This is a genomic window from Klebsiella sp. RC2 (assembly GCF_014192815.1).
GTDB lineage: Bacteria > Pseudomonadota > Gammaproteobacteria > Enterobacterales > Enterobacteriaceae > Klebsiella > Klebsiella variicola.
In genome coordinates, this window is the sequence record NZ_JACHYL010000002.1 from 613,790 (window position 1) to 631,919 (window position 18,130).

The 18,130-nt window shown below is 60.0% G+C and carries 16 protein-coding genes; 5 read left to right on the top strand and 11 right to left on the bottom strand.

The annotated features are described in order from the left end of the window. Nucleotides 1-2: 2 nt before the first annotated feature. Entirely contained in the window at nt 3-983 is a 981-nt protein-coding gene (locus FHW76_RS07785; protein ID WP_012968759.1) for a LacI family DNA-binding transcriptional regulator, read from the bottom strand. Between the two features lie 233 nt (nt 984-1,216). Between FHW76_RS07785 and FHW76_RS07790 the strand changes: the two genes are divergently transcribed. Beyond that, nucleotides 1,217-1,633 carry an Exc2 family lipoprotein gene (locus tag FHW76_RS07790; RefSeq protein WP_004183289.1) on the top strand — a complete coding sequence of 139 codons (417 nt, stop codon included), beginning with the start codon at nt 1,217-1,219 and terminating at the stop codon, nt 1,631-1,633. A gap of 19 nt (nt 1,634-1,652) precedes the next feature. Here the strand turns inward: FHW76_RS07790 and FHW76_RS07795 are convergent, their stop codons facing one another. From FHW76_RS07795 to FHW76_RS07825, 7 genes are all read right to left on the bottom strand, one after another. Then, nucleotides 1,653-2,804 carry a Gfo/Idh/MocA family protein gene (locus FHW76_RS07795; RefSeq protein ID WP_022065424.1) on the bottom strand — a complete coding sequence of 384 codons (1,152 nt, stop codon included), beginning with the start codon at nt 2,802-2,804 and terminating at the stop codon, nt 1,653-1,655. 1 nt (nt 2,805) lies between these two features. Next, nucleotides 2,806-3,828, bottom strand: coding sequence for a sugar phosphate isomerase/epimerase (locus FHW76_RS07800; protein WP_032729529.1), 1,023 nt, complete (start codon nt 3,826-3,828; stop codon nt 2,806-2,808). A 16-nt stretch (nt 3,829-3,844) separates the two neighbouring features. Then, nucleotides 3,845-5,050 carry an MFS transporter gene (locus tag FHW76_RS07805; protein WP_012542531.1) on the bottom strand — a complete coding sequence of 402 codons (1,206 nt, stop codon included), beginning with the start codon at nt 5,048-5,050 and terminating at the stop codon, nt 3,845-3,847. A gap of 187 nt (nt 5,051-5,237) precedes the next feature. Further along, nucleotides 5,238-6,614, bottom strand: a complete 1,377-nt coding sequence (gene pheP, locus FHW76_RS07810) for a phenylalanine transporter (protein WP_012968762.1) — start codon at nt 6,612-6,614, stop codon at nt 5,238-5,240. Nucleotides 6,615-6,720: 106 nt separating this feature from the next. Then, nucleotides 6,721-8,919: a TonB-dependent siderophore receptor gene (locus FHW76_RS07815; protein WP_022065421.1), complete on the bottom strand. Its 2,199-nt coding sequence runs from the start codon at nt 8,917-8,919 to the stop codon at nt 6,721-6,723. 59 nt (nt 8,920-8,978) lie between these two features. Further along, nucleotides 8,979-10,061 (bottom strand): YncE family protein, encoded by a 1,083-nt coding sequence (locus tag FHW76_RS07820; protein ID WP_022065420.1) that lies wholly within the window; start codon nt 10,059-10,061, stop codon nt 8,979-8,981. Between the two features lie 395 nt (nt 10,062-10,456). Further along, on the bottom strand, nt 10,457-11,941 hold the full coding sequence (locus FHW76_RS07825) for an aldehyde dehydrogenase family protein (protein WP_012968765.1): 1,485 nt from the start codon (nt 11,939-11,941) through the stop codon (nt 10,457-10,459). Between the two features lie 159 nt (nt 11,942-12,100). Between FHW76_RS07825 and FHW76_RS07830 the strand changes: the two genes are divergently transcribed. The 4 genes from FHW76_RS07830 (at nt 12,101) to FHW76_RS07845 (ending at nt 16,240) form a co-directional block, all read left to right on the top strand. After that, entirely contained in the window at nt 12,101-13,402 is a 1,302-nt protein-coding gene (locus FHW76_RS07830; RefSeq protein ID WP_084441505.1) for an FAD-binding oxidoreductase, read from the top strand. A gap of 13 nt (nt 13,403-13,415) precedes the next feature. Beyond that, nucleotides 13,416-13,781 carry a cupin domain-containing protein gene (locus FHW76_RS07835; RefSeq protein WP_002892824.1) on the top strand — a complete coding sequence of 122 codons (366 nt, stop codon included), beginning with the start codon at nt 13,416-13,418 and terminating at the stop codon, nt 13,779-13,781. Between the two features lie 439 nt (nt 13,782-14,220). Next, nucleotides 14,221-15,720 carry an APC family permease gene (locus FHW76_RS07840; RefSeq protein ID WP_004183276.1) on the top strand — a complete coding sequence of 500 codons (1,500 nt, stop codon included), beginning with the start codon at nt 14,221-14,223 and terminating at the stop codon, nt 15,718-15,720. Further along, nucleotides 15,698-16,240, top strand: a complete 543-nt coding sequence (locus FHW76_RS07845) for a DUF3156 family protein (protein ID WP_048330777.1) — start codon at nt 15,698-15,700, stop codon at nt 16,238-16,240. The genes FHW76_RS07840 and FHW76_RS07845 overlap by 23 nt, the downstream gene beginning before the upstream one ends. Nucleotides 16,241-16,256: 16 nt before the next feature. Here the strand turns inward: FHW76_RS07845 and FHW76_RS07850 are convergent, their stop codons facing one another. The 3 genes from FHW76_RS07850 to FHW76_RS07860 form a co-directional block, all read right to left on the bottom strand. Beyond that, complete coding sequence (locus tag FHW76_RS07850) at nt 16,257-16,619, bottom strand: type II toxin-antitoxin system HigA family antitoxin (RefSeq protein WP_008805516.1); 363 nt, start codon at nt 16,617-16,619, stop codon at nt 16,257-16,259. Beyond that, the gene (locus FHW76_RS07855; RefSeq protein WP_004178884.1) at nt 16,620-16,922 is read right to left on the bottom strand and encodes a type II toxin-antitoxin system HigB family toxin; all 303 of its coding nucleotides are present in this window, start codon (nt 16,920-16,922) and stop codon (nt 16,620-16,622) included. An 83-nt stretch (nt 16,923-17,005) separates the two neighbouring features. Then, nucleotides 17,006-18,121, bottom strand: a complete 1,116-nt coding sequence (locus FHW76_RS07860; protein WP_060619442.1) for a class II histone deacetylase — start codon at nt 18,119-18,121, stop codon at nt 17,006-17,008. Between the last annotated feature and the right edge of the window lie 9 nt (nt 18,122-18,130).

The following is an 18,130-nucleotide window of genomic DNA, read 5'->3' on the forward strand; positions in this document are numbered from 1 at the left end:
CCTCAGGCGCTGGCGCGGGCTATCACGCGCCAGTCCATCATCACCCGCTCGACGGCGGCGTCGGGATCGTCGATGCGTTTCATTAACAGATCCACCGCCGTGCGGCCGATCGCCCGGGAGGGCTGTTCGACGGTGGTCAGCTGCGGGGAGACCACTTCCGCCAGCTCGGTGCCGTCGAAGCCGATCACCGCGATATCCTCCGGCACCCGCAGTCCGGCCTGGTCAATCGCCCGCAGCGCCCCGGCAGCAAGTGAGTCCGAAACGGCAAACACCGCGTCGGGCTGCTCGTCTTGCGACAGCAGCTGCTCCATCGCCCGTTTACCGGCCGCCGCGCTAAGATCCTGCGCGTAAGTCACCTGCTGATACACCAGACCGTGCACGTGCAGCACGCTTTTATAGCCGCGCTCGCGCAGACGGGCATAGCGATAGCTCAGGTCGTGATTAATGAGCGCAATGCGGCGGCGGCCGCTATCGGCCAGTCGGGACACCGCCCCCTGAGCCGCCTCGACGTCGTTAATCCCGACGCAGGAGATGCTGCCGGTGTCGGCATACTCCGCGCACTGCACCCAGGGCGCATCGCCAATCATGGTGGTCAGTTCCGGCAGGCTGGAGAGCGCGTTCATGGTAATAATGCCGTCGACCATTTTGCCGGAGAGCAGCTGCAGGCCCGAGGTCGAGCGGGCCAGATCCGACCCGGAGTTACACAGCAGAATGCGGTAGCCATTCTTCTCCGCCTCTTCTTCTATCCCTTTCACCACCTCGGCGCAAAAGGGGTTAGCGATATTGGAGACCATCACCAGGATCATATTGCTGCGAGCGGTTCGCAGCTGACGCGCCAGCAGGTTCGGCTGATAGTTGCTCTCTTTGATCGCCTGCAGCACGCGCTCACGGTTTTTGGCTTTTACCGTATCGCTGTTGTTCAGCACCCGCGACACCGTGGCCACCGAGACGCCGGCCAGACGAGCAATTTTCTGAATAGACATAAACCCTGCACTTCCTGCGATAGAGGTGGATCCTGCAGGCTATCATAAATGACCTCTGGTCAGCCTGCCAGCCTGGCGCGAAAGCGCGGGAACGCACGAGAAAACTATTAAAAATCAGGGCTTCTCTCCCACGCCGTTAACGCGCATCCTTTTGCCGTTCCACCCGGTTCGCGCTCTGGCGACAGCCCCCCTGGCGCCCTATTTCTTCGTTTATGATTAAGGATGATATCTCCATGAGGCTCTCCACCGCGGTTCTCGCCCTCAGCTGTGCCCTGGCAACGATCACCGGCTGCACCTCGTCAAAATCGTCACCGGAACGCCACGCTTACGCGTTTGTCGCCCACCGCTCCGATTTTGTCGGCGGCAATTTCACCGTCAACCGCCAGGAAAATTACCGTTTAAACCTGCCGACCTTCACGGCAATGTACGCCCGCGGCCAGCAGGATAAAGCCGCTGGCATGAGTGAAAGCGACGCCCGCCGCACCGCTGAGGCCATCAAACAACAGGCGGCGCAGGGCACCCGCACCGAGCACGCCTTTACCGGCAACGCCAGCGACAAATGGGATAATGCGATGGAAAATAAAGATGCCGTCCTGTTCGGCAACGAGCTCTCCGGTGCCTATCTCGACGGCTATCTTGGGGTGAAATAATCCTGCGCCCCGCCTGCGCTCAGCGTTCGACGCTGACCCAGCGCTGCTGCTGATGGCTTTTGACGATCGCCTCGATGATGTACATCACATCGGCGCCGTCGTCGAAAGCGGCGAAGCGCCGGGCCCCGGCCTCCGGCATCTTCCCGGCGCGCACCGCCTGATAAAAATGCCCCATCATATTCTTGAAGGCATCCGGCCAGCCCTCAATATGGCCGCCGGGATAATGGGCGCTGGCGGCGGCCTCCGGCCGCAGCAGGCTCGGGTCGTCGCTGAGCAGGCGATCCGGCTGCTCGCGGTGGCCGATCCACAGTCGCTGGGGCACTTCCTGATCCCAGGCCAGAGAACAGAGGCTGCCGTTAATCTCCACCGCCAGACGGTTTTTCCGCCCGGCGCTCACCTGGGAGACCATCAAGCTGCCTTTGCTGCCATCGTCAAAACGCAACAACACCGAGCCAAAGTCCTCAGTATCGACAGGCCGGGTTTCATATGCCTGCGCCTCGTGAACGGCGCTGAAGGTCGCTTTGCCATTGACTGGCGCTTTACGCGTCGGCCAGACAATCGACAGATCCGCCATCACCTCGACAATCCGCCGACCGGTCATAAACTGTACGGTATCGCACCAGTGGGAGCCGATGTCGGCCACCGTCCGCGACGCGCCCCCCTGCGCCGAATCGACCCGCCAGTTGTAGTCGGTCTCCAGCAGCATCCAGTCCTGTAAATAGCTGCCGTGCGCCGCGAAGATCCTGCCAACATCGCCATGGCGGATCATCGCCGCCGCCTGCTGGACCATGGCGAACTGGCGATAGACGAAGCTGACGCCATGCACCACGCCGGCCCGGGCGGCAAGCGCCACCAGCTCCCGCGCTTCCTCCGCCGTCATACACAGCGGCTTTTCCGAGAAGACGTGCAGCCCGGCGGCGAGGATCTGCCGGTTAATCTGGGCATGCAGATGGTTCGGCGTACAGTTATGCACCACCTGCAGCCCCGGATGGGCCAGCAGCGCCTCCACGCTGTCGTAGGCATGGGCAATGTTCAGCGCCTGCGCCTTGCGCTGCGCCGCCTCAAGGCGGCTGTCGCACAGCGCCACGACCTCGACATCTCCCAGCCGCCGCAGCGCCTCCAGATGCGCCGGGCCAATAAACCCTGCCCCGATTATCGCAACCTGAATCATGTTATTCCCTCCCGCCGGCGGCAAAGTCATCGAAGGCCCGTCCGGCAACGGGAATGATATGGCGGCGGATAAACTCGCTGCCCTCGCGCGCGCCGGTCTCGGCGTCCTTCAGGCAGCACTCCCACTCCAGCACCGCCCAGCCGTCAAAATCATATTCGGTCAGCTTACTGAACACCCCTTTGAAGTCGATCTGCCCGTCGCCAGGAGAGCGGAAACGCCCGGCCCGCTGCTGCCAGGGCTGGTATCCGCCATAGACGCCATTGCGCCCGTTGCGACGAAATTCGGCGTCCTTGACGTGAAACGCTTTAATACGCGAGTGATAGATATCGATATAAGTCAGATAGTCCATCTGCTGCAGATGCAGGTGGCTCGGGTCATAGAGCATATTGCAGCGCGGATGGTTATCCACCAGCGCGAGAAAACGCTCAAAGGTCACGCCATCGTGCAGATCTTCGCCGGGGTGGATCTCATAGCAGACATCGACGCCCTGTTCGTCGAAGTGGTCCAGCAGCGGCCGCCAGCGCCGGGCCAGCTCGGCAAAGGCCTCATCCAGAAGCGGCTGATTGTGCGGCGGCCACGGATAAAAAAAGGGCCATGCCAGCGCCCCGGAAAAGGTCGCATGGGCCTTCAGCCCCAGACGGCCGGAGGCCACTGCCGCCTGGCGCACTTTCTCCACCGCCCAGCGCTGGCGCGCCTGCGGATCGCCATGTAACGCGGCTGGGGCAAAGGCGTCAAACGCCGCGTCATACGCCGGATGCACCGCCACCAGTTGCCCTTCAAGATGAGTGGACAGCTCGCTGATGACCAGCCCATGCTCCGCCAGGGTGCCGCGGACCTCGTCGCAGTAGGTCTGGCTCGCCGCCGCCCGCTCGACATCGAAAATCGCCGGGTGGTTGCAGGGGATCTGCAATGCCTTGTACCTCAGGCCGGCGGCCCACTGCGCCATCCCCGCCAGGGTGTTGAACGGCGCCTGCGGGCCGATAAACTGCGCCAGAAAAATGCCCGGTCCCTTAATCGTTTTCATACCCCCTCCTGAAAAATTAGTGCGGCTCTTTCTCGTTGTACTGGAAAGAGAAAAGGAAAATCAGCGCGATAACCGCGGCGGCCACCGCCGGGATCCACCAAAAGGTCACCCAGGCCTGCGGCACGCTCTGGCCGGCCACCAGATGGTTATACAGCGCGCCGGAGATCTGCGAGCCCAGCAGCATGCCGATCCCGTAGGTGAACATCACAATCATGCTCTGCGCCTGGCCTTTGACCTTCTCGCCCGCCACGCGGTCGGTGTAGATAAAACCGACGACAAAGAAAAAGTCATAGCACACGCCGTGCAGCAAAATGCCCAGATAGAGCAGGAAGCGCCCCTCTTCGCTGACCCCGAGGGCAAAAAAGGCGTAGCGGACAAACCACGCCACCATGCCGATGAGCAGCATATATTTCACCCCGAGGCGACGGAACAGCAGCGGGATCACCAGCATAAAGACGATCTCTGACATCTGGCCGAACGACATCGCGGTGCTGACATCCTTGACGCCGGCATCCGCCAGATACGACGCGGTATAGGCGTAATAGGTGCCTAACGGCACGGAAATTAAGGTGGCGCAGAGGGAGAAAATCAGGAAGTGACGGGTTTTCAGCAGCGCGAAGGCGTCCGCGCACAGCAGATCGCGAAACTGCACCGGCATGCCTTTGGCCGGCGCCGGGGTATGGGGCAGCGTCAGGCTGTAGATCGCCAGCGCCACCGAACAGAGCGCCGCCACGGTGAAGATGCCGGTGGTATCAGAGATGCCGGTCACCCCGATGCAGATCCCGGCGATAATCCAGCCGATGGTGCCGAACACGCGGACCACCGGGAAGGTTTTATCGATATTGGCCAGGCTGTGGAACGCAATATTGTTGGTCAGCGCCAGGGTCGGCATATAGCACAGCGTATAGCCGAACAGCAGGCCAATCAGCAGGGCGCCGTTCTGCGCCACCAGCGCCTGGGGGACAAACCACAGGATCGCCGCCCCGGCCAGGTGCATCACCGCCATCACCTTCTGCGAGGCGAAAAAGCGGTCCACCAGCATTCCCAGCACAAAGGGGGACAGGATGGAGGCGATCGGCCCGGCGGAGAACGCATCGCCGATCAGCAGTGACATCTCATAGCGGGTCATCACCAGCCCCAGGGTCACCGACCAGCTGCCCCAGATAAAGAACTGCATAAACATCATTAACGACAACCGCGGCACCAGAAAACGGTGGCTCACGCGGACACTTTCCCGACCTTCTGTTGTTGTGACCATGTTGCTCGCCCTCAAAAAAGTAATCGATTACAAAATCGCTCAACACAAAAGTAATCGATTACAAAAAGAAGATCGCCAGACAAATTCCCCACCTGCGAAGAGGATCACAATAAATAGGCAGGCAGCCCCGCCGGACGGCGGGGCGTCTCGCTTACGCCGGGCGGCGCAGCAGTTTGAAGGCGATAAACAGGAACAGGATCCACACCGGCAGCAGGATTGCCGACAGGCGCATGCCGTCGATAGTGCACATCAGCACCAGAATCAACCCAAGGAAAGCAATGCAGAAGTAGTTGCTGGCGGGCGCCAGCAGCGCTTTGAACTTCGATTCACGCCCTTTGCGGCGCTGGGCGGCACGGAACTTCAGGTGCGCCATACAGATCATGATCCAGTTCAGGAGCAGCGTCGCCACCACCAGGGCCATCAGCAGCCCCAGCGCTTCATGCGGTAGCAGGTAGTTCAGCACCACCACCAGCGAGGTAATGACGCCTGACAGCAGCAGCGAATTCACCGGCACGCCGCGTTTGCTGACGCGGGCGAGGAACGTCGGCGCATTGCCCTGCACCGACAGGCCGAACAGCATCCGGCTGTTGGAGTACACACCGCTGTTATAGACCGACAGCGAGGCCACCAGAATGACGAAGTTCAGCGCGGAGGCCACCATGTTGCTGTCGAGATGATGGAAAATCATCACAAACGGGCTGCTGTCGGATTTGATCTCCACCCACGGGTAGAGCGCCAGCAGCACCACCAGCGAACCGATATAGAACAGCAGGATACGATAAACCACCTGGTTCACCGCTTTCGGGATGCTCTTTTCCGGGTTTTGCGCTTCGGCGGCGGTGATGCCGATAAGTTCCAGCCCGCCGAAGGAGAACATAATCACCGCCAGCGACAGAATAAGACCGTGCCAGCCGGTGGCGAGGAAGCCGCCGTGTTTCCACAGGTTGTCGAACCCGGCTTTGCTGCCGCCGTGGCCGCCAAACAGCATCCACAGGCCAAAGGCAATCATGCCGATAATCGCCAGCACCTTAATCAGTGCGAACCAGAACTCCGCTTCGCCATACAGACGGACGTTGACCAGGTTGACGGCGTTAATAATGAGGAAGAAGGCCGCCGCCCAAACCCAGGTGGGCACGTCGGGGAGCCAGTACTGCATGTAGATCCCGGCGGCGGTCAGTTCCGCCATCCCTACCAGCACGAACATCACCCAGTAGTTCCAGCCGGACAGGAAACCAGCGAACGGGCCCCAGTATTTGTAGGCAAAGTGGGCAAAGGAGCCGGATACTGGCTCTTCCACCACCATCTCGCCCAGCTGGCGCATGATCAGAAAAGCGACAATCCCGGCCACGGCGTAGCCCAATAAGACCGCCGGGCCAGCCATTTGAATCGCAGGACCAATGCCAAGAAACAGGCCGGTACCAATCGCGCCGCCAAGGGCGATAAGTTGAATGTGTCGGTTCTGTAAACCGCGATGAAGCGTCGGGCCGCTCTCTTCTACGGCATCCGACGACGTTGACGCGTCTTTCACGTCGTTCCCCTGTGTGTTTTTGTGAAGGGGCACCTTTTATCACTTAGGGGGAATTGTCGCAAGTTGCGCGGGGCGAGCGTCAGCCGCCCGCCCCGCTTTTTTAGCGTCAGAAGTCGTAGCTCATTGAGACGCGCACGGTACGCGGATCGCCTTCGAACAGATAGGTACCGGTATCGTCAATGCCAGACCAGTACTTCTCGTTGGTCACGTTGGTCACCCCGACGCGCCAGGTCATTTCGTTCTGGTCGGCGTTCAGGCGCATACGATAGCGCAGGCCTAAATCCAGGGTGGTGTAGCTATCCAGCTTCTTGGTATTGGCCGCATCGGCATACTGCGACCCGCTATGATTGACGCGCGCGGTGGCGGTCAGGCCTTCCACCGGCTTGATATCATACTCGGCGCCGAGCACCGCGTAGAAGTTAGCCACCCCGATGGCATCTTTACCGTCGGTTGCGCCTTTAGCGGTTTTAGTCTGTTTGGCATCCAGCCACACCGTACTGGCGTTAAGACGCAGCCCCAGCATCGGCTCGCCGAAGACGTTCATCTCTACGCCGCGGTTACGCTGCTCGCCGTCGAGGCCGTAATTGCCAGCGGTATCGGAAATAGCGTTCGGTTTTTTGATTTCAAACAGCGCCAGCGATCCGCCGATCGTTCCGTAGTCGATCTTGACGCCCACTTCGTCCTGCTTCGAGTGCGCGATCCCGGTACTCTGCCCGGCATTGGCCGCCGTCGTCGGCGCCACAGAGCCCGGCTGCAGCGCTTCGGTATGGTTAGCATACAGCGACAGCTGCTCCCACGGCTTGTACACCAGGCCAAACGTCGGCATCCAGCGGCTTTGAGTATAACGCGAAGAGGTATCTTCCAGCCCGGTGGCGTTGCTGTAGTTGCGCACAACCACTTTCTGATGACGAGCGGCGGCGGTAAACAGCACTTTATCGTTAAAGAAGCCGAGGGTATCACTCAGCAGCCAGCCCTGCGTACGGCTGCGCGAGGTGACCAGCGGATCGTGGTAGTTGCCGCCAAAATAGGCGTTATCCGGCATCGCCACATCACGGTTGTCATAGATATTGGTGGTCGGATTCTTCGCCGACATCCGCCAGGCGGTAGCATCGGTATGCACCTGCGCCGCATAGCCGAGGTTCACCTTATGCGAAATCGCGCCGGTATTGAAATCGCCGCGTACCCCGCCCATGCCGCTGATCGCGTCGATAATGCGGTTAGTATCCAGGCGGCCCACCGTCGCATCGCCGTTTTTATTCAGAAGCTTCGGCGCGCTGTAGGTACCAATTTCATGCGAATGCTGGCCGCCAAGGGCGCTGTATACCGTCCAGCTATCGGTCAGGTCGTATTCTGCCTTCGCCATGCCGAATTCGCTTTCGATATCGCTATAGCCCCACTTCTGGCTGTAGTTTTTGCTGTTGTCCGGCAGCGCCGGAACGAAATCCACGCCGCTGATATTGACGCCCATCGTACCGCCGTGGAACGTTTTCTTCTGGTAGCCGAAATCGAGCGAGGAGCGGAAACGGTCGCCGCGGTAATCAAGCCCCAGCGAAGCCAGCGTAGTACGACGTTTATCATTATCGATAGCGCCTTCACCCTCGCGATGCACCAGGTTGACCCGGGCGCCGAACTGGTTGTTGTCGCCGAAACGGCGTCCCAGGTCGAGGGTGCCGCCCACCTGAGAATCAGAGGTATAGTCGACGCCAACGCGCGCGGTCGGCAGATCTTCCGCCCGTTTCGGCTCAAGGTTAATCATCCCGCCGACGCCGCTGCTGGCCGCACCGTTAAGCAGGCTGTTAGCTCCTTTGAAAATTTCAACGCGCTCCAGCATCTGGGTGTCCATCACCTGACGCGGCACCACGCCCGCCAGGCCGCCCATGGTCATGTCATCGCCATCGAGCTTAAACCCGCGGATTCGATAGGTCTCGGCGAAGTTGCCGTAGCCCTGTACGGCCTGCACGCCAGCATCGTTACTGACGACATCGGCGATGGTTTTCGCCTGCTGATCCTGAATCAGCTTCGAGGTATAGCCGATAACGTTAAAAGGAACGTCCATCGCCTTTTGTTCGCCAAGCATCCCCAGACGGCCGCCGTGAGCGATCTGCCCGTCGAGGAATGCCGGAACCACCAGGTCGCCGCCGGATTTAAAATCGCTGGTTTCGTTAGCCTCGACGATGAGGGTCTCTTCGCCAGGTTGCTTCGCGGCGGCAGCGTCCGCGGCCATCGCCGTTTGACTGGCAGCGCCGATGGCTAAGGCCAGCAGCGTTTTACGCAGCGGGAAGGATGAATAGTGCGTGGTGTGCATAATTTGCCCCATGGATGAGGATAAATGAATCAAAGGGCCCGTCGCCGGACCCGTTATTTTTATTGCGCGTTCAGGTCAATGCGTACGACGCTGTCCGGGCCTTTTGTGGAGTGGTCTTTATTGAAGGGCTGTTTGACGGTGACAAATAGCGTCTGACCATCGGCGGAAAGCAGCAGGCTGTTGGGATTGGCCGGCAGCGCCCAGCTTTTCTTCAGCGTGTAGCGGCTGGCGTCAAGGCTGATAACCTTGCCGGATTCACGCTGCGAAATATAAATTTCGTGGCGTTTCTTATTGAACTGCACTGCCAGCGAATCGCCGACGTCGAGCTGTTTAAGCAGCTTGCCGCTGTGGATATCCAGCACCAGAGTGGTTTTCGCTTTCGAGTTATCAGTCACAAACAGGCGGCCGGTGTCGCTATCTTCGGCCATATTAAGCAGCAGCGCTGGCTTGTCGCCCAGCGGCTTCCAGCGCTGTTCAATGCGCTGGTTATGTGGGTTGATCACCAGAATTTCACCGCTGCCGTTAGCGGCGTACACGCGACCGGTTTGTGCGGAGTAGTGCAGGCCGGTCATCCATTTACCGGTATTTTTAATCCGCGTTTTCAGCTTCAGAGTGGTGGCGTCAACCACCCAGATTTGCGCCGGGTCGGCGACCGCACCAACGTAGAGAGTATTATTCAGCAACAGCAGCTGACGGGCCCCATAAGGGCGACCTTTTTCGTTGCGCTCGCTGAACAGCAGGCGGTTTTTTACCTTGCCGGTGGCGGTGTCGATAGCGCTGATGCCGCCGTCAAGCGAATTGCTGACATACAGCGTTTTACCCTCCGCAGAGAGCTGTAAAGCGAAGTTTTTCAGATCGGTGTGCGTCAGGCCGATGGTATTGAGGGTGTGCGGATCCAGTGTGTAGACCGCCCCGCCCTGCACATTTTTAAAGCCTTCGGCGCTGGCGACGTACAGCGCATCACCCTGCGGGCTTAACGCCATCTCGTACAGCCCTTCCGCTAGCTGGCGCTGCAGCGGTTGCGCCACGTTAGGGGCTGGCGAGTCGACAACCGGTTGGGAAACGGCAGAGGAATGAGGCGTCGCGCAGCCGCTTAACGCCGCGCTGATGGCCAGCGTCAACGTCGGAAGTGTGTATTTCATTGGATCAACCCTATAAAAAATCAATGACCCGATGGACGCGCAGCGGCCGATATTGTGTGTTTCCAGCCTGCTGTCTTTACGTCACCCTACGCCTTCGCGACTCTTAGTGAACGACTCACTGGCGCAGCTCGAACCTTGCCAAAATTACGAATGAAAAAGAGAATGAGAACTATACTCATTATCCAATGTCAAACAAGTCCTGGCGGGCAAAAAAGATAATCTGCTGATTTTTTTTACGGCAATGGCGGATTACGAGGGGAAGACAGGATCCGTGACGGGAAAAGAGTCCCGGAAGCGATGCCGTGCACCGCCCGGGTTGCAGGCCAGAAGGCACACGATGTGTTGCCCATCTGGCGCAAAGCGACACATGACAGCGCTATGTCGCTGAACGGCGATTAATAGCGCACCATCACCGACTTCAGCTCCGTATAATCATCGATAAACGCGCTGCCGAATTCGCGCCCGATGCCCGAGCCCTTCATGCCGCCGAACGGTACCGCCGGGTCGAGGAAGGTATGCATATTGACCCACACGATGCCGGCGTCAATCGCCTCCGAGTAGCGCAGCGCCTGGCGAATATTATCGGACCAGACGCTGGCCGCCAGGCCATATGGCGACGCATTGATCCGCGCCAGCGCCTCTTCTTCACTGCGATAGCCGATAAAACTGCACACCGGACCGAAGGTCTCCTCGCGCATCAGGGTGCTCTCTTCGCTGCGGACTTTGACCGCGGTCGGCTGCAGGAAATACCCCTCTCCCGGCAGCGCTTCGCCGCCGCAGACGATGGTATCCCCCTCGTCGCGCGCGGTCTGGATCAGTTTGAGCACTTTCTCGTACTGCTGGCGGTTGGCCAGCGGCCCCATCAGCGTCTGTTCATCCAGCGGCGATCCCGGCGCGAAGGCGCTGAGCTTGTCTTTCAGCAGCGCCAGCACTGCATCCAGTTTGCCCTGCGGCAGATAAAAACGCTCCGCAGCGGCGCAAATCTGCCCCTGGTTCAGGTAGCCGGCTTCAATAATGCCGTTGACCATCGCCTCCGGCGTCAGGTCATCGAGGAACAGCGCGGCGTTTTTGCCCCCCAGTTCAAGGGTCACCCGTTTACCTGACGCGCAGGCCGACTGCTGGACTTTTTCACCGGTGGCCACCGAGCCGGTGAAGCTCACCTTGGCGCAGGCCGGATGCGTCATCAGCCGCTGGGCAATCTCGCCGCCGGTGCCGTTGACCACGTTAATCACCCCATCCGGGATACCCACCGCTTTCGCCAGCTCCGCCACGCGCAGCAGCGTCAGCGGCGTATACTCGCTCGGTTTGAGGACGATGGTGCAGCCGCAGACCAGGGCCGCCGCCAGCTTCCAGATGGCAATCATGATGGAGAAGTTCCACGGCACGATGCCGACCACCACCCCCAGCGGCTGGCGGCGGGTGAAGGCGGTATATTTCTCACCGTTCATGGAGGGGAGCGAGACATCCAGCGTTTCGCCGGTGACTTTCCCCGCCCAGCCGGCGAAGTAGCGCAAAAACGCCACCGATTGATCCAGCTCCAACATCCGCGCCAGCATGATGGTCTTGCCGGAGCAGAGACTTTCCAGCTGCGCCAGCGCTTCGCGATGCTCAGCCAGGGCATCCGCCAGCTTCAACAGCAGCGTACCGCGCGCCAGCGTCGGCATCTCACGCCACTGACTGAACGCCTGGCGGGCGCTCTCCATGACGCGATCCGCCTGATCCACATCCGCTGCCGTCACCTCAGCAATTGCCTGACCGGTGGCCGGGTTAACCACCGCGAACGGCGCGCCGTGGCCCGCCTCACGTTGACCGGCAATAAACTGCCCGTGTGGCTGGCGTAAAAAGGCGGTCACTTCCGCCAGTAAGGTTATCTCGCTCATCGTCAGCACCCGTTTTTTTAGCAAAGTTGGCCTATCACAGCACGGTTGCTCTGCGCCGCCCATCGTTCTAAAGAACGTCATTCTTCCGGACGATATTCAACGCCCGCATGGCGTGCTGTGATGAGGACCTTGAGCCAGGCAAGACCACAGGGTAACGCGATGAACATTAAAATCGATGCGCTGAACTACTACGGCGCGACGAAGAAATACCACCTCCATTTCCCGGCGCTGCGGGAAGATATTGAAGCCGACGTGGTGATTATCGGCGGCGGCTTCTCGGGGATTAACACCGCCCTTGAGCTGGCGGAACAGGGTATCACCAACGTGGTGGTGCTGGAGGCGCGCCATCTTGGCTACGGCGGTACCGGGCGCAACGGCGGCCAGGTGATGGCCGGTATCGGTCACGACATCGAAGCGGTGAAAAAGCACGTCGGCAAAGAGGGGCTGGAGACGCTGTTTAAAATCGCCAACCTCGGCGCGGGCATCATTCGCGAACGCATCCGCAAATACCATATCGACGCCGATTTCGTCCCCGGCTACGGCTATCTCGCCTATAACCAGCGGCAGCTCAAAACGCTGCGCCAGTGGGAGAAGGAGTTTAAAGCCGCTACCCCGGATGAAGAAATCGAACTGTATACCGGCAAAGAGGTGCAGCAGGTGGTTGGCTCCGAGGTCTACTGCGGCGCGCTGAAACATATGGGCGGCGGGCAGATCCATTCGCTCAATATGCTGCTCGGTTCGGCGCAGGCCGCCTATTCGCTGGGGGTAAAGATCTTCGAATCCTCGCCAGTGGTGGAGGTGAATTACGGCAAACAGGTGCGGGTACGCACCGCGATGGGCAGCGTCAAAGCCGCCAAACTACTGTGGGCCTGCGACAGCTTCCTCAACAATATGGAGCCGGAGATCTACAACAAGACGCTGGTGACCTACTCCTATCAGGTGTCGACCGAGCCCCTTTCCGATGAACTGATCGAGCGCATCAGCCCACTGCGCGGCGCCTTCAGCGATATTCGCCCCGTGATTAACTACTACCGCGTCACCCGGGAAAATCGCCTGCTGTTCGGCAGCGCGACTCGCTTTGTGGAATATACGCCGAACGATTTCGCCGCCTGGAATCGCACCCTGCTGGCGGAGGTCTTCCCCTATCTGAAGGATGTGAAGATCGATTTCGCCTGGGGCGGGCCGATGGCCTGTAGCGCCAACCTGTTCCCGCAGATCGGCACCCTACGCGATCACAACAACGTCTTTTACGTCCAGGGGTACTCCGGCTTCGGCGTCACCCCGTCGCACATCGTGTGCAAAATCCTCGCCGAAGGGATCAATGGCGGTTCCGACCGCTATCGCCTGCTGAGCAGCATCCCCCACGCGACCATCCACGGCCGTGACAGCCTGCGCTTGCTATTAGTCACGGCCGGAAAATTGATGCATCAAACCGCCGGTTTCTGGAAAGGCCGGAGTTAACCAGGAGAACGCTATGCACGCTTTTAAACTTAAACACCCGGTACCTGACCTGCAGCCGATCGGCAGCGTCAGCCTGCTCGGCGCGACGCCGACCGCGGGAGACCCGCAGGTGGCCGGGGCGATGATCTACGGTGAGCCGCAGGACGCCTTTACCTGCGGACTGTTTTCGTCCACTGAGGGGAGCTTTACCATGACCTATCCGTTTACCGAGCATGCCACCGTGCTGGAAGGCGAAGTGGAGCTGACCGTCGCCGGTGGCGAGCCGCAGCGCTTTGCGCCGGGCGACAGCTGGTTTGTTAAACAGGGCACCGAAGTGGAGTGGAAAATCCTGACGCCGCGCTTTGTGAAGCACTACCTGGCGAACGTCGAGACGCGCTAACACGCTGATAATGCCCGGCGGCGCAGGGAGCGCACAGGGGGACCCGGAGGCGGCGCATTGCGCCTTCTCCGGGCTACCAAATCGCACAGCGCTGTAGCCCCGGTAAGCAGCAGCGCCACCGGGGGTTTTGAGGCCGCCAACACCGGCGTTTCAGTCAGCATGGTGAATAAATTAAAGGCAGGCCGCACGGACCGTAGGCCGGATAAGGCGCAGCCGCCATCCGGCAGAAATACGCGCAACGTGGCAAGACGGATGGCCCCGGTTTTCGGGGTCATGTTGTTTATCCACCGCGACATTCATCGACTGCGTCACAGAATCATGCGCCGCCCTCCACCTTCCGGACGATATTCATTGAGCAGGATGCCCGCCTAAATTATGACTATCCGGGAGTGGCGCTGGCTATTCCCTGCCCTACCCCATTATTGTGCAGAGGTTGACTATGTTTAGTAACAGACTCGCCAGCCATCTTGAGCGCGGCGTCGTCGGCTTCCCGACCACCCTCGCCAGCTCCGTCGGGCTGATCATGGCCAGCCCGGTGATCCTGACGGTCACCAGCGGCTTCGGCATGGGCGGCGATACCTTCGCGCTGGCGGTGCTGCTGGCCTTTATTATGATGCAGGCGCAGGTCACCACCTTTGCCGAGGCGGCGACGCTCATTCCTACCACCGGTTCGGTGTACGACTATATCTCCTGCGGCATGGGCCGCTTCTTCGCCATCACCGGCGCGCTGTGCGCCTATCTGATCGTCCATATTTTCGCCGGGACGGCGGAGACGATCCTGGCGGGCATTATGGCGCTGGTGAACTTCGAATCGATCAACGCTCAGATGGCCGCCCACCAGAACACCTGGATGGTGGGTGTCGGCATGGTGGTGATTTTCGGCTTGCTCAACGCCATCGGCGTGGAAATCTTCGGCAAGGTCGAAGTGGTGCTGACCTTCGGCATGTGGACCACACTGACTATTTTCGGCCTGTGTGGCATTTTTATGGCGCCGGTGACTCATCTTTCCGGCTGGTTCGGCACGCCGCTGAACATCAGCGATATCAACGGTCTGTTCGGCTATATCGGCATGGCGATGTTTATGTTCGTCGGCTGCGAACTGGTGACGCCGATGGCGCCGGAGATTAAACAGGCCCACCGCACTATTCCGCGGGCGATGGCGCTGGGCCTGCTGGGAGTCGCCAGCTGCATGTTTATCTACGGCGCGGCGATCAACCGCCAGGTGGAGAATACCGTGCTCGACGCGGCCAACAACGTCCATCTGCTGGATACACCGATGGCGATCCCGGCCTTCGCCGAACGGGTGATGGGCCACGCCGGCCAGTACTGGTTGGGGGTCGGGCTGCTGCTGGCCGGCTGCGCCACCATCAATACGCTGATGGCCGCCGTGCCGCGTATTATCTACGGCATGGCACTGGACGGCGCGCTGCCCCGCTTCCTGACCTGGCTGCACCCGCGCTTTAAGACGCCGGTGATCGCCATTGCCATCGGGGTGGCGATCCCCTGCCTGCACGCCTGGTATCTGAACGGCGATCTGGACCGCATCGTGCCGCTGATCCTCGCCGCGGTCTGCGCCTGGGGCGTCGCCTATCTGCTGGTGACGCTGTCGGTGGTGATGCTGCGCATTCGCCGCCCGGACCTGCCGCGCGCCTACCGCTCGCCGTGGTTCCCGCTGCCGCAGATTATCTCCAGCGTCGGGATCATCATCGCTATCGTCAATATCACGCCGCCCGGGATGGACAGCCGCCAGGTGCTGGTACCGTTCGGCATAATGCTCGGCCTGACCGCCGCTTACGCCCTGTTCTGGACGGTGTGTGTGCAGCGCGTCAATCCGTTCAAGCCGCTGGTAGTGGAAGAGGTGGTGGAGCGCGCCATCAACAATTATGAAAAACAGACCCGCGGGGAGATGACGCCAGATGTCCTCCGTCCCCTGGTTTGAGACGCCGTTAATGAACGCGGTGCAGCGCGATCTGGCGGGCTGGCCGTGCGAAAAGCTGAGCGAACGCAGCGCATTGCTGCGATTGAACGACGCCACCGCCGTGACCTTCAGCGTGCGTCAGAAGCGGCTGTTTATGGCCAGCATTCACAGCTGCGAGTTTGTCGTCGAGGGGCCGGTGACCCGGCCCGTGCGCGGTAACATTCGCGCCCATCAATCCGGCTGGTGGAAACGCCAGCCGATCCGCTTTATCGGCGGCAAAGGCAGCGAGGAACTCGCCAGCTATCTCAACGGTTTTCCTAATCTCCAGCAGACCTTAAGCGAGCTGGATTACCGCCGCTTTTCGCTGACCTTTGATAGTAGCGGCTGGCGCTGCAGCATTGAACCCTGGGCCGCCAGCGAAGTGGTCTGTAAAATGCCGCCGCTGCGCCGTTATCTGCGGCTGGAAGCGCAGCAGCGGATGCTGCTGCTCAGCGTGCTGGCGATGATTAATCAGGCGGTAAGTCAGTGGATGGATGAGTGAGGGGATGCCCGCGCCATCACGCGCCGATCAGGCTCTCAAGGGGGATGCCGAACTGCGCATGAAGCCGGCGAATCATCGGGAGCGTCAGGTTGCGCGTACCATTGAGAATTTCATAGACACGATTCGATTTACCAATCGCCGGCTCCAGATCTTTGACGGTCAGCCCCTGTTGCTCCATGCGAAACTTGATCGCCTCTATCGGCGTCGGCGGCTCGATGGGATAGTGCTTTTTTTCATACTCAGCAATCAGCAGGCACATCACCTCAAAAAAATCGCCCTCTGGCGTATCAAGCGCTGGTTCATTATCAAAAAAAGGTTCAACCGCGCTTAGCGCGGCTTCGTAATCTTGTTCAGTGCGGATAGGTTTTATTTTCATCATTTACTTCCTCTCAATCGTCTCAGCGTTTATCTCGTCATATTCCTTATGCGAACCGATAAACTTAACGAACACCCACCCCCGCAGATAAGCAACGGCTACGATTAACCGGTAATCATTTCCTTTAATGTTGAATACCACCCGCTTATTTTTCAATATGCTTGCGCTGCGGTATTGGTCCTTTATCTCCGCCGGGGTTTTCCAGTCTGCTTTTGTCGCTTCGTCTACCCAGGCCTTTAGCGGTTGTTCAGCGTCGGGATTCTCCGCCCAGAAGTCCCTTAAGGTTTTCACTGAGATTATCTTCATGTGCAGAGACTAGTCCCGTTTCGGGACTAAGTAAAGAAAAAGTCCCGTGCCGGGACTTTAGCGATCACCGTGAGCGTGAGCGATTACTGCAGGCCAAACCGTTGCGCCAGCCGATCGAGAGCCTGCCTCTGGAACTGCGCAAACTCCGCCCGCGGCTGCTGCTGCTGAATAAATTCCCGCAGCGGATCCTGGACCTCGGTGCGAATGCCGCTCAGGGCTTCCATCACCGCCAGGCCGCAGAACGGCACGTAGGATTCGGCGTAGCCGCCCTCGTGCACCATCACCAGTTTCCCGCCGCACAGGCGATCCGCCGCCTGCTGGACCTGTTCGGTCATCGCCCGGAAGCTGTCGCTATGTAGCTGCATCCGCGCTAATGGATCCATGGCGTTGGCGTCATAGCCGCAGGCGATAATAATCAGCTCCGGCTCAAAATGCGCCAGCGCAGGAATGACGATAGTTTCCAGCGCATAGCGCCAGCTGTCATCCCCCGCCCCGGCCAGCAGCGGAATATTAATGTTGTAACCTTCGCCCGCGCCCACGCCGCGATCGTCCTCGCCGGCGTAGCCCGGCGGGAAGCAGCCGTCCTGATGCAAGGAAATAGTCAGTACGTCGTCGCGCTGCAGGTAGATATGCTGGGTGCCGTTGCCGTGGTGAACATCCCAGTCAATGATCGCCACCTTGCCCAGCCCCAGCTGCGCTTTCGCCCGCTCGACGGCAATGGGAATATTGGCGAGGAAACAAAATCCCATCGACTGGTCCGGCAGACAGTGGTGTCCGGGCGGGCGCGACAGCGAATAGGCATTATCCAGCTCCCCCTCCAGCACCGCTTCCACCGCCGCACAGGCCAGCCCGGCGGAAAGACAGGCGATTTCATAACTGCCCGGCCCCAGCGGCGCCTCTTTGCCGAGCATGCCACCGCCGTTATCGCTGATCGCCTTGAAGCGCTCCAGATAGCTGTCGGGGTGGATCCGCCGCAGGTCCTCAAGGCTCGCCGGCGCCGCGCTGCGCAGCGCCAGCTGCGGCGTCAGCCCGGAGACGTCCATCAGGTTTTTCATCCGCCGTTTGGTCTCCGGCGATTCAGCATGGCCGCCACCGGCGGGCGGCTGCACCCACCCGCCCACCGGCAGCGTCACCGCGTGCAGGCCGGTACTGTGCCAGAAACAACGTTCATCAAAGAAGAAACCGGTTTTTCTTTTCACTCTATCCTC

Excerpts from the sequence above, each read along its gene's own strand:
- FHW76_RS07855 (WP_004178884.1), bottom strand. The coding sequence starts at position 16,922 with ATGAAGATAATCTCAGTGAAAACCTTAAGGGACTTCTGGGCGGAGAAT.
- FHW76_RS07850 (WP_008805516.1), bottom strand. The coding sequence starts at position 16,619 with ATGATGAAAATAAAACCTATCCGCACTGAACAAGATTACGAAGCCGCG.
- FHW76_RS07795 (WP_022065424.1), bottom strand. The coding sequence starts at position 2,804 with ATGATTCAGGTTGCGATAATCGGGGCAGGGTTTATTGGCCCGGCGCAT.
- FHW76_RS07815 (WP_022065421.1), bottom strand. The coding sequence starts at position 8,919 with ATGCACACCACGCACTATTCATCCTTCCCGCTGCGTAAAACGCTGCTG.
- FHW76_RS07835 (WP_002892824.1), top strand. The coding sequence starts at position 13,416 with ATGCACGCTTTTAAACTTAAACACCCGGTACCTGACCTGCAGCCGATC.
- FHW76_RS07845 (WP_048330777.1), top strand. The coding sequence starts at position 15,698 with ATGTCCTCCGTCCCCTGGTTTGAGACGCCGTTAATGAACGCGGTGCAG.
- FHW76_RS07785 (WP_012968759.1), bottom strand. The coding sequence starts at position 983 with ATGTCTATTCAGAAAATTGCTCGTCTGGCCGGCGTCTCGGTGGCCACG.
- FHW76_RS07830 (WP_084441505.1), top strand. The coding sequence starts at position 12,101 with ATGAACATTAAAATCGATGCGCTGAACTACTACGGCGCGACGAAGAAA.
- FHW76_RS07820 (WP_022065420.1), bottom strand. The coding sequence starts at position 10,061 with ATGAAATACACACTTCCGACGTTGACGCTGGCCATCAGCGCGGCGTTA.
- FHW76_RS07825 (WP_012968765.1), bottom strand. The coding sequence starts at position 11,941 with ATGAGCGAGATAACCTTACTGGCGGAAGTGACCGCCTTTTTACGCCAG.
- FHW76_RS07790 (WP_004183289.1), top strand. The coding sequence starts at position 1,217 with ATGAGGCTCTCCACCGCGGTTCTCGCCCTCAGCTGTGCCCTGGCAACG.
- FHW76_RS07800 (WP_032729529.1), bottom strand. The coding sequence starts at position 3,828 with ATGAAAACGATTAAGGGACCGGGCATTTTTCTGGCGCAGTTTATCGGC.
- FHW76_RS07840 (WP_004183276.1), top strand. The coding sequence starts at position 14,221 with ATGTTTAGTAACAGACTCGCCAGCCATCTTGAGCGCGGCGTCGTCGGC.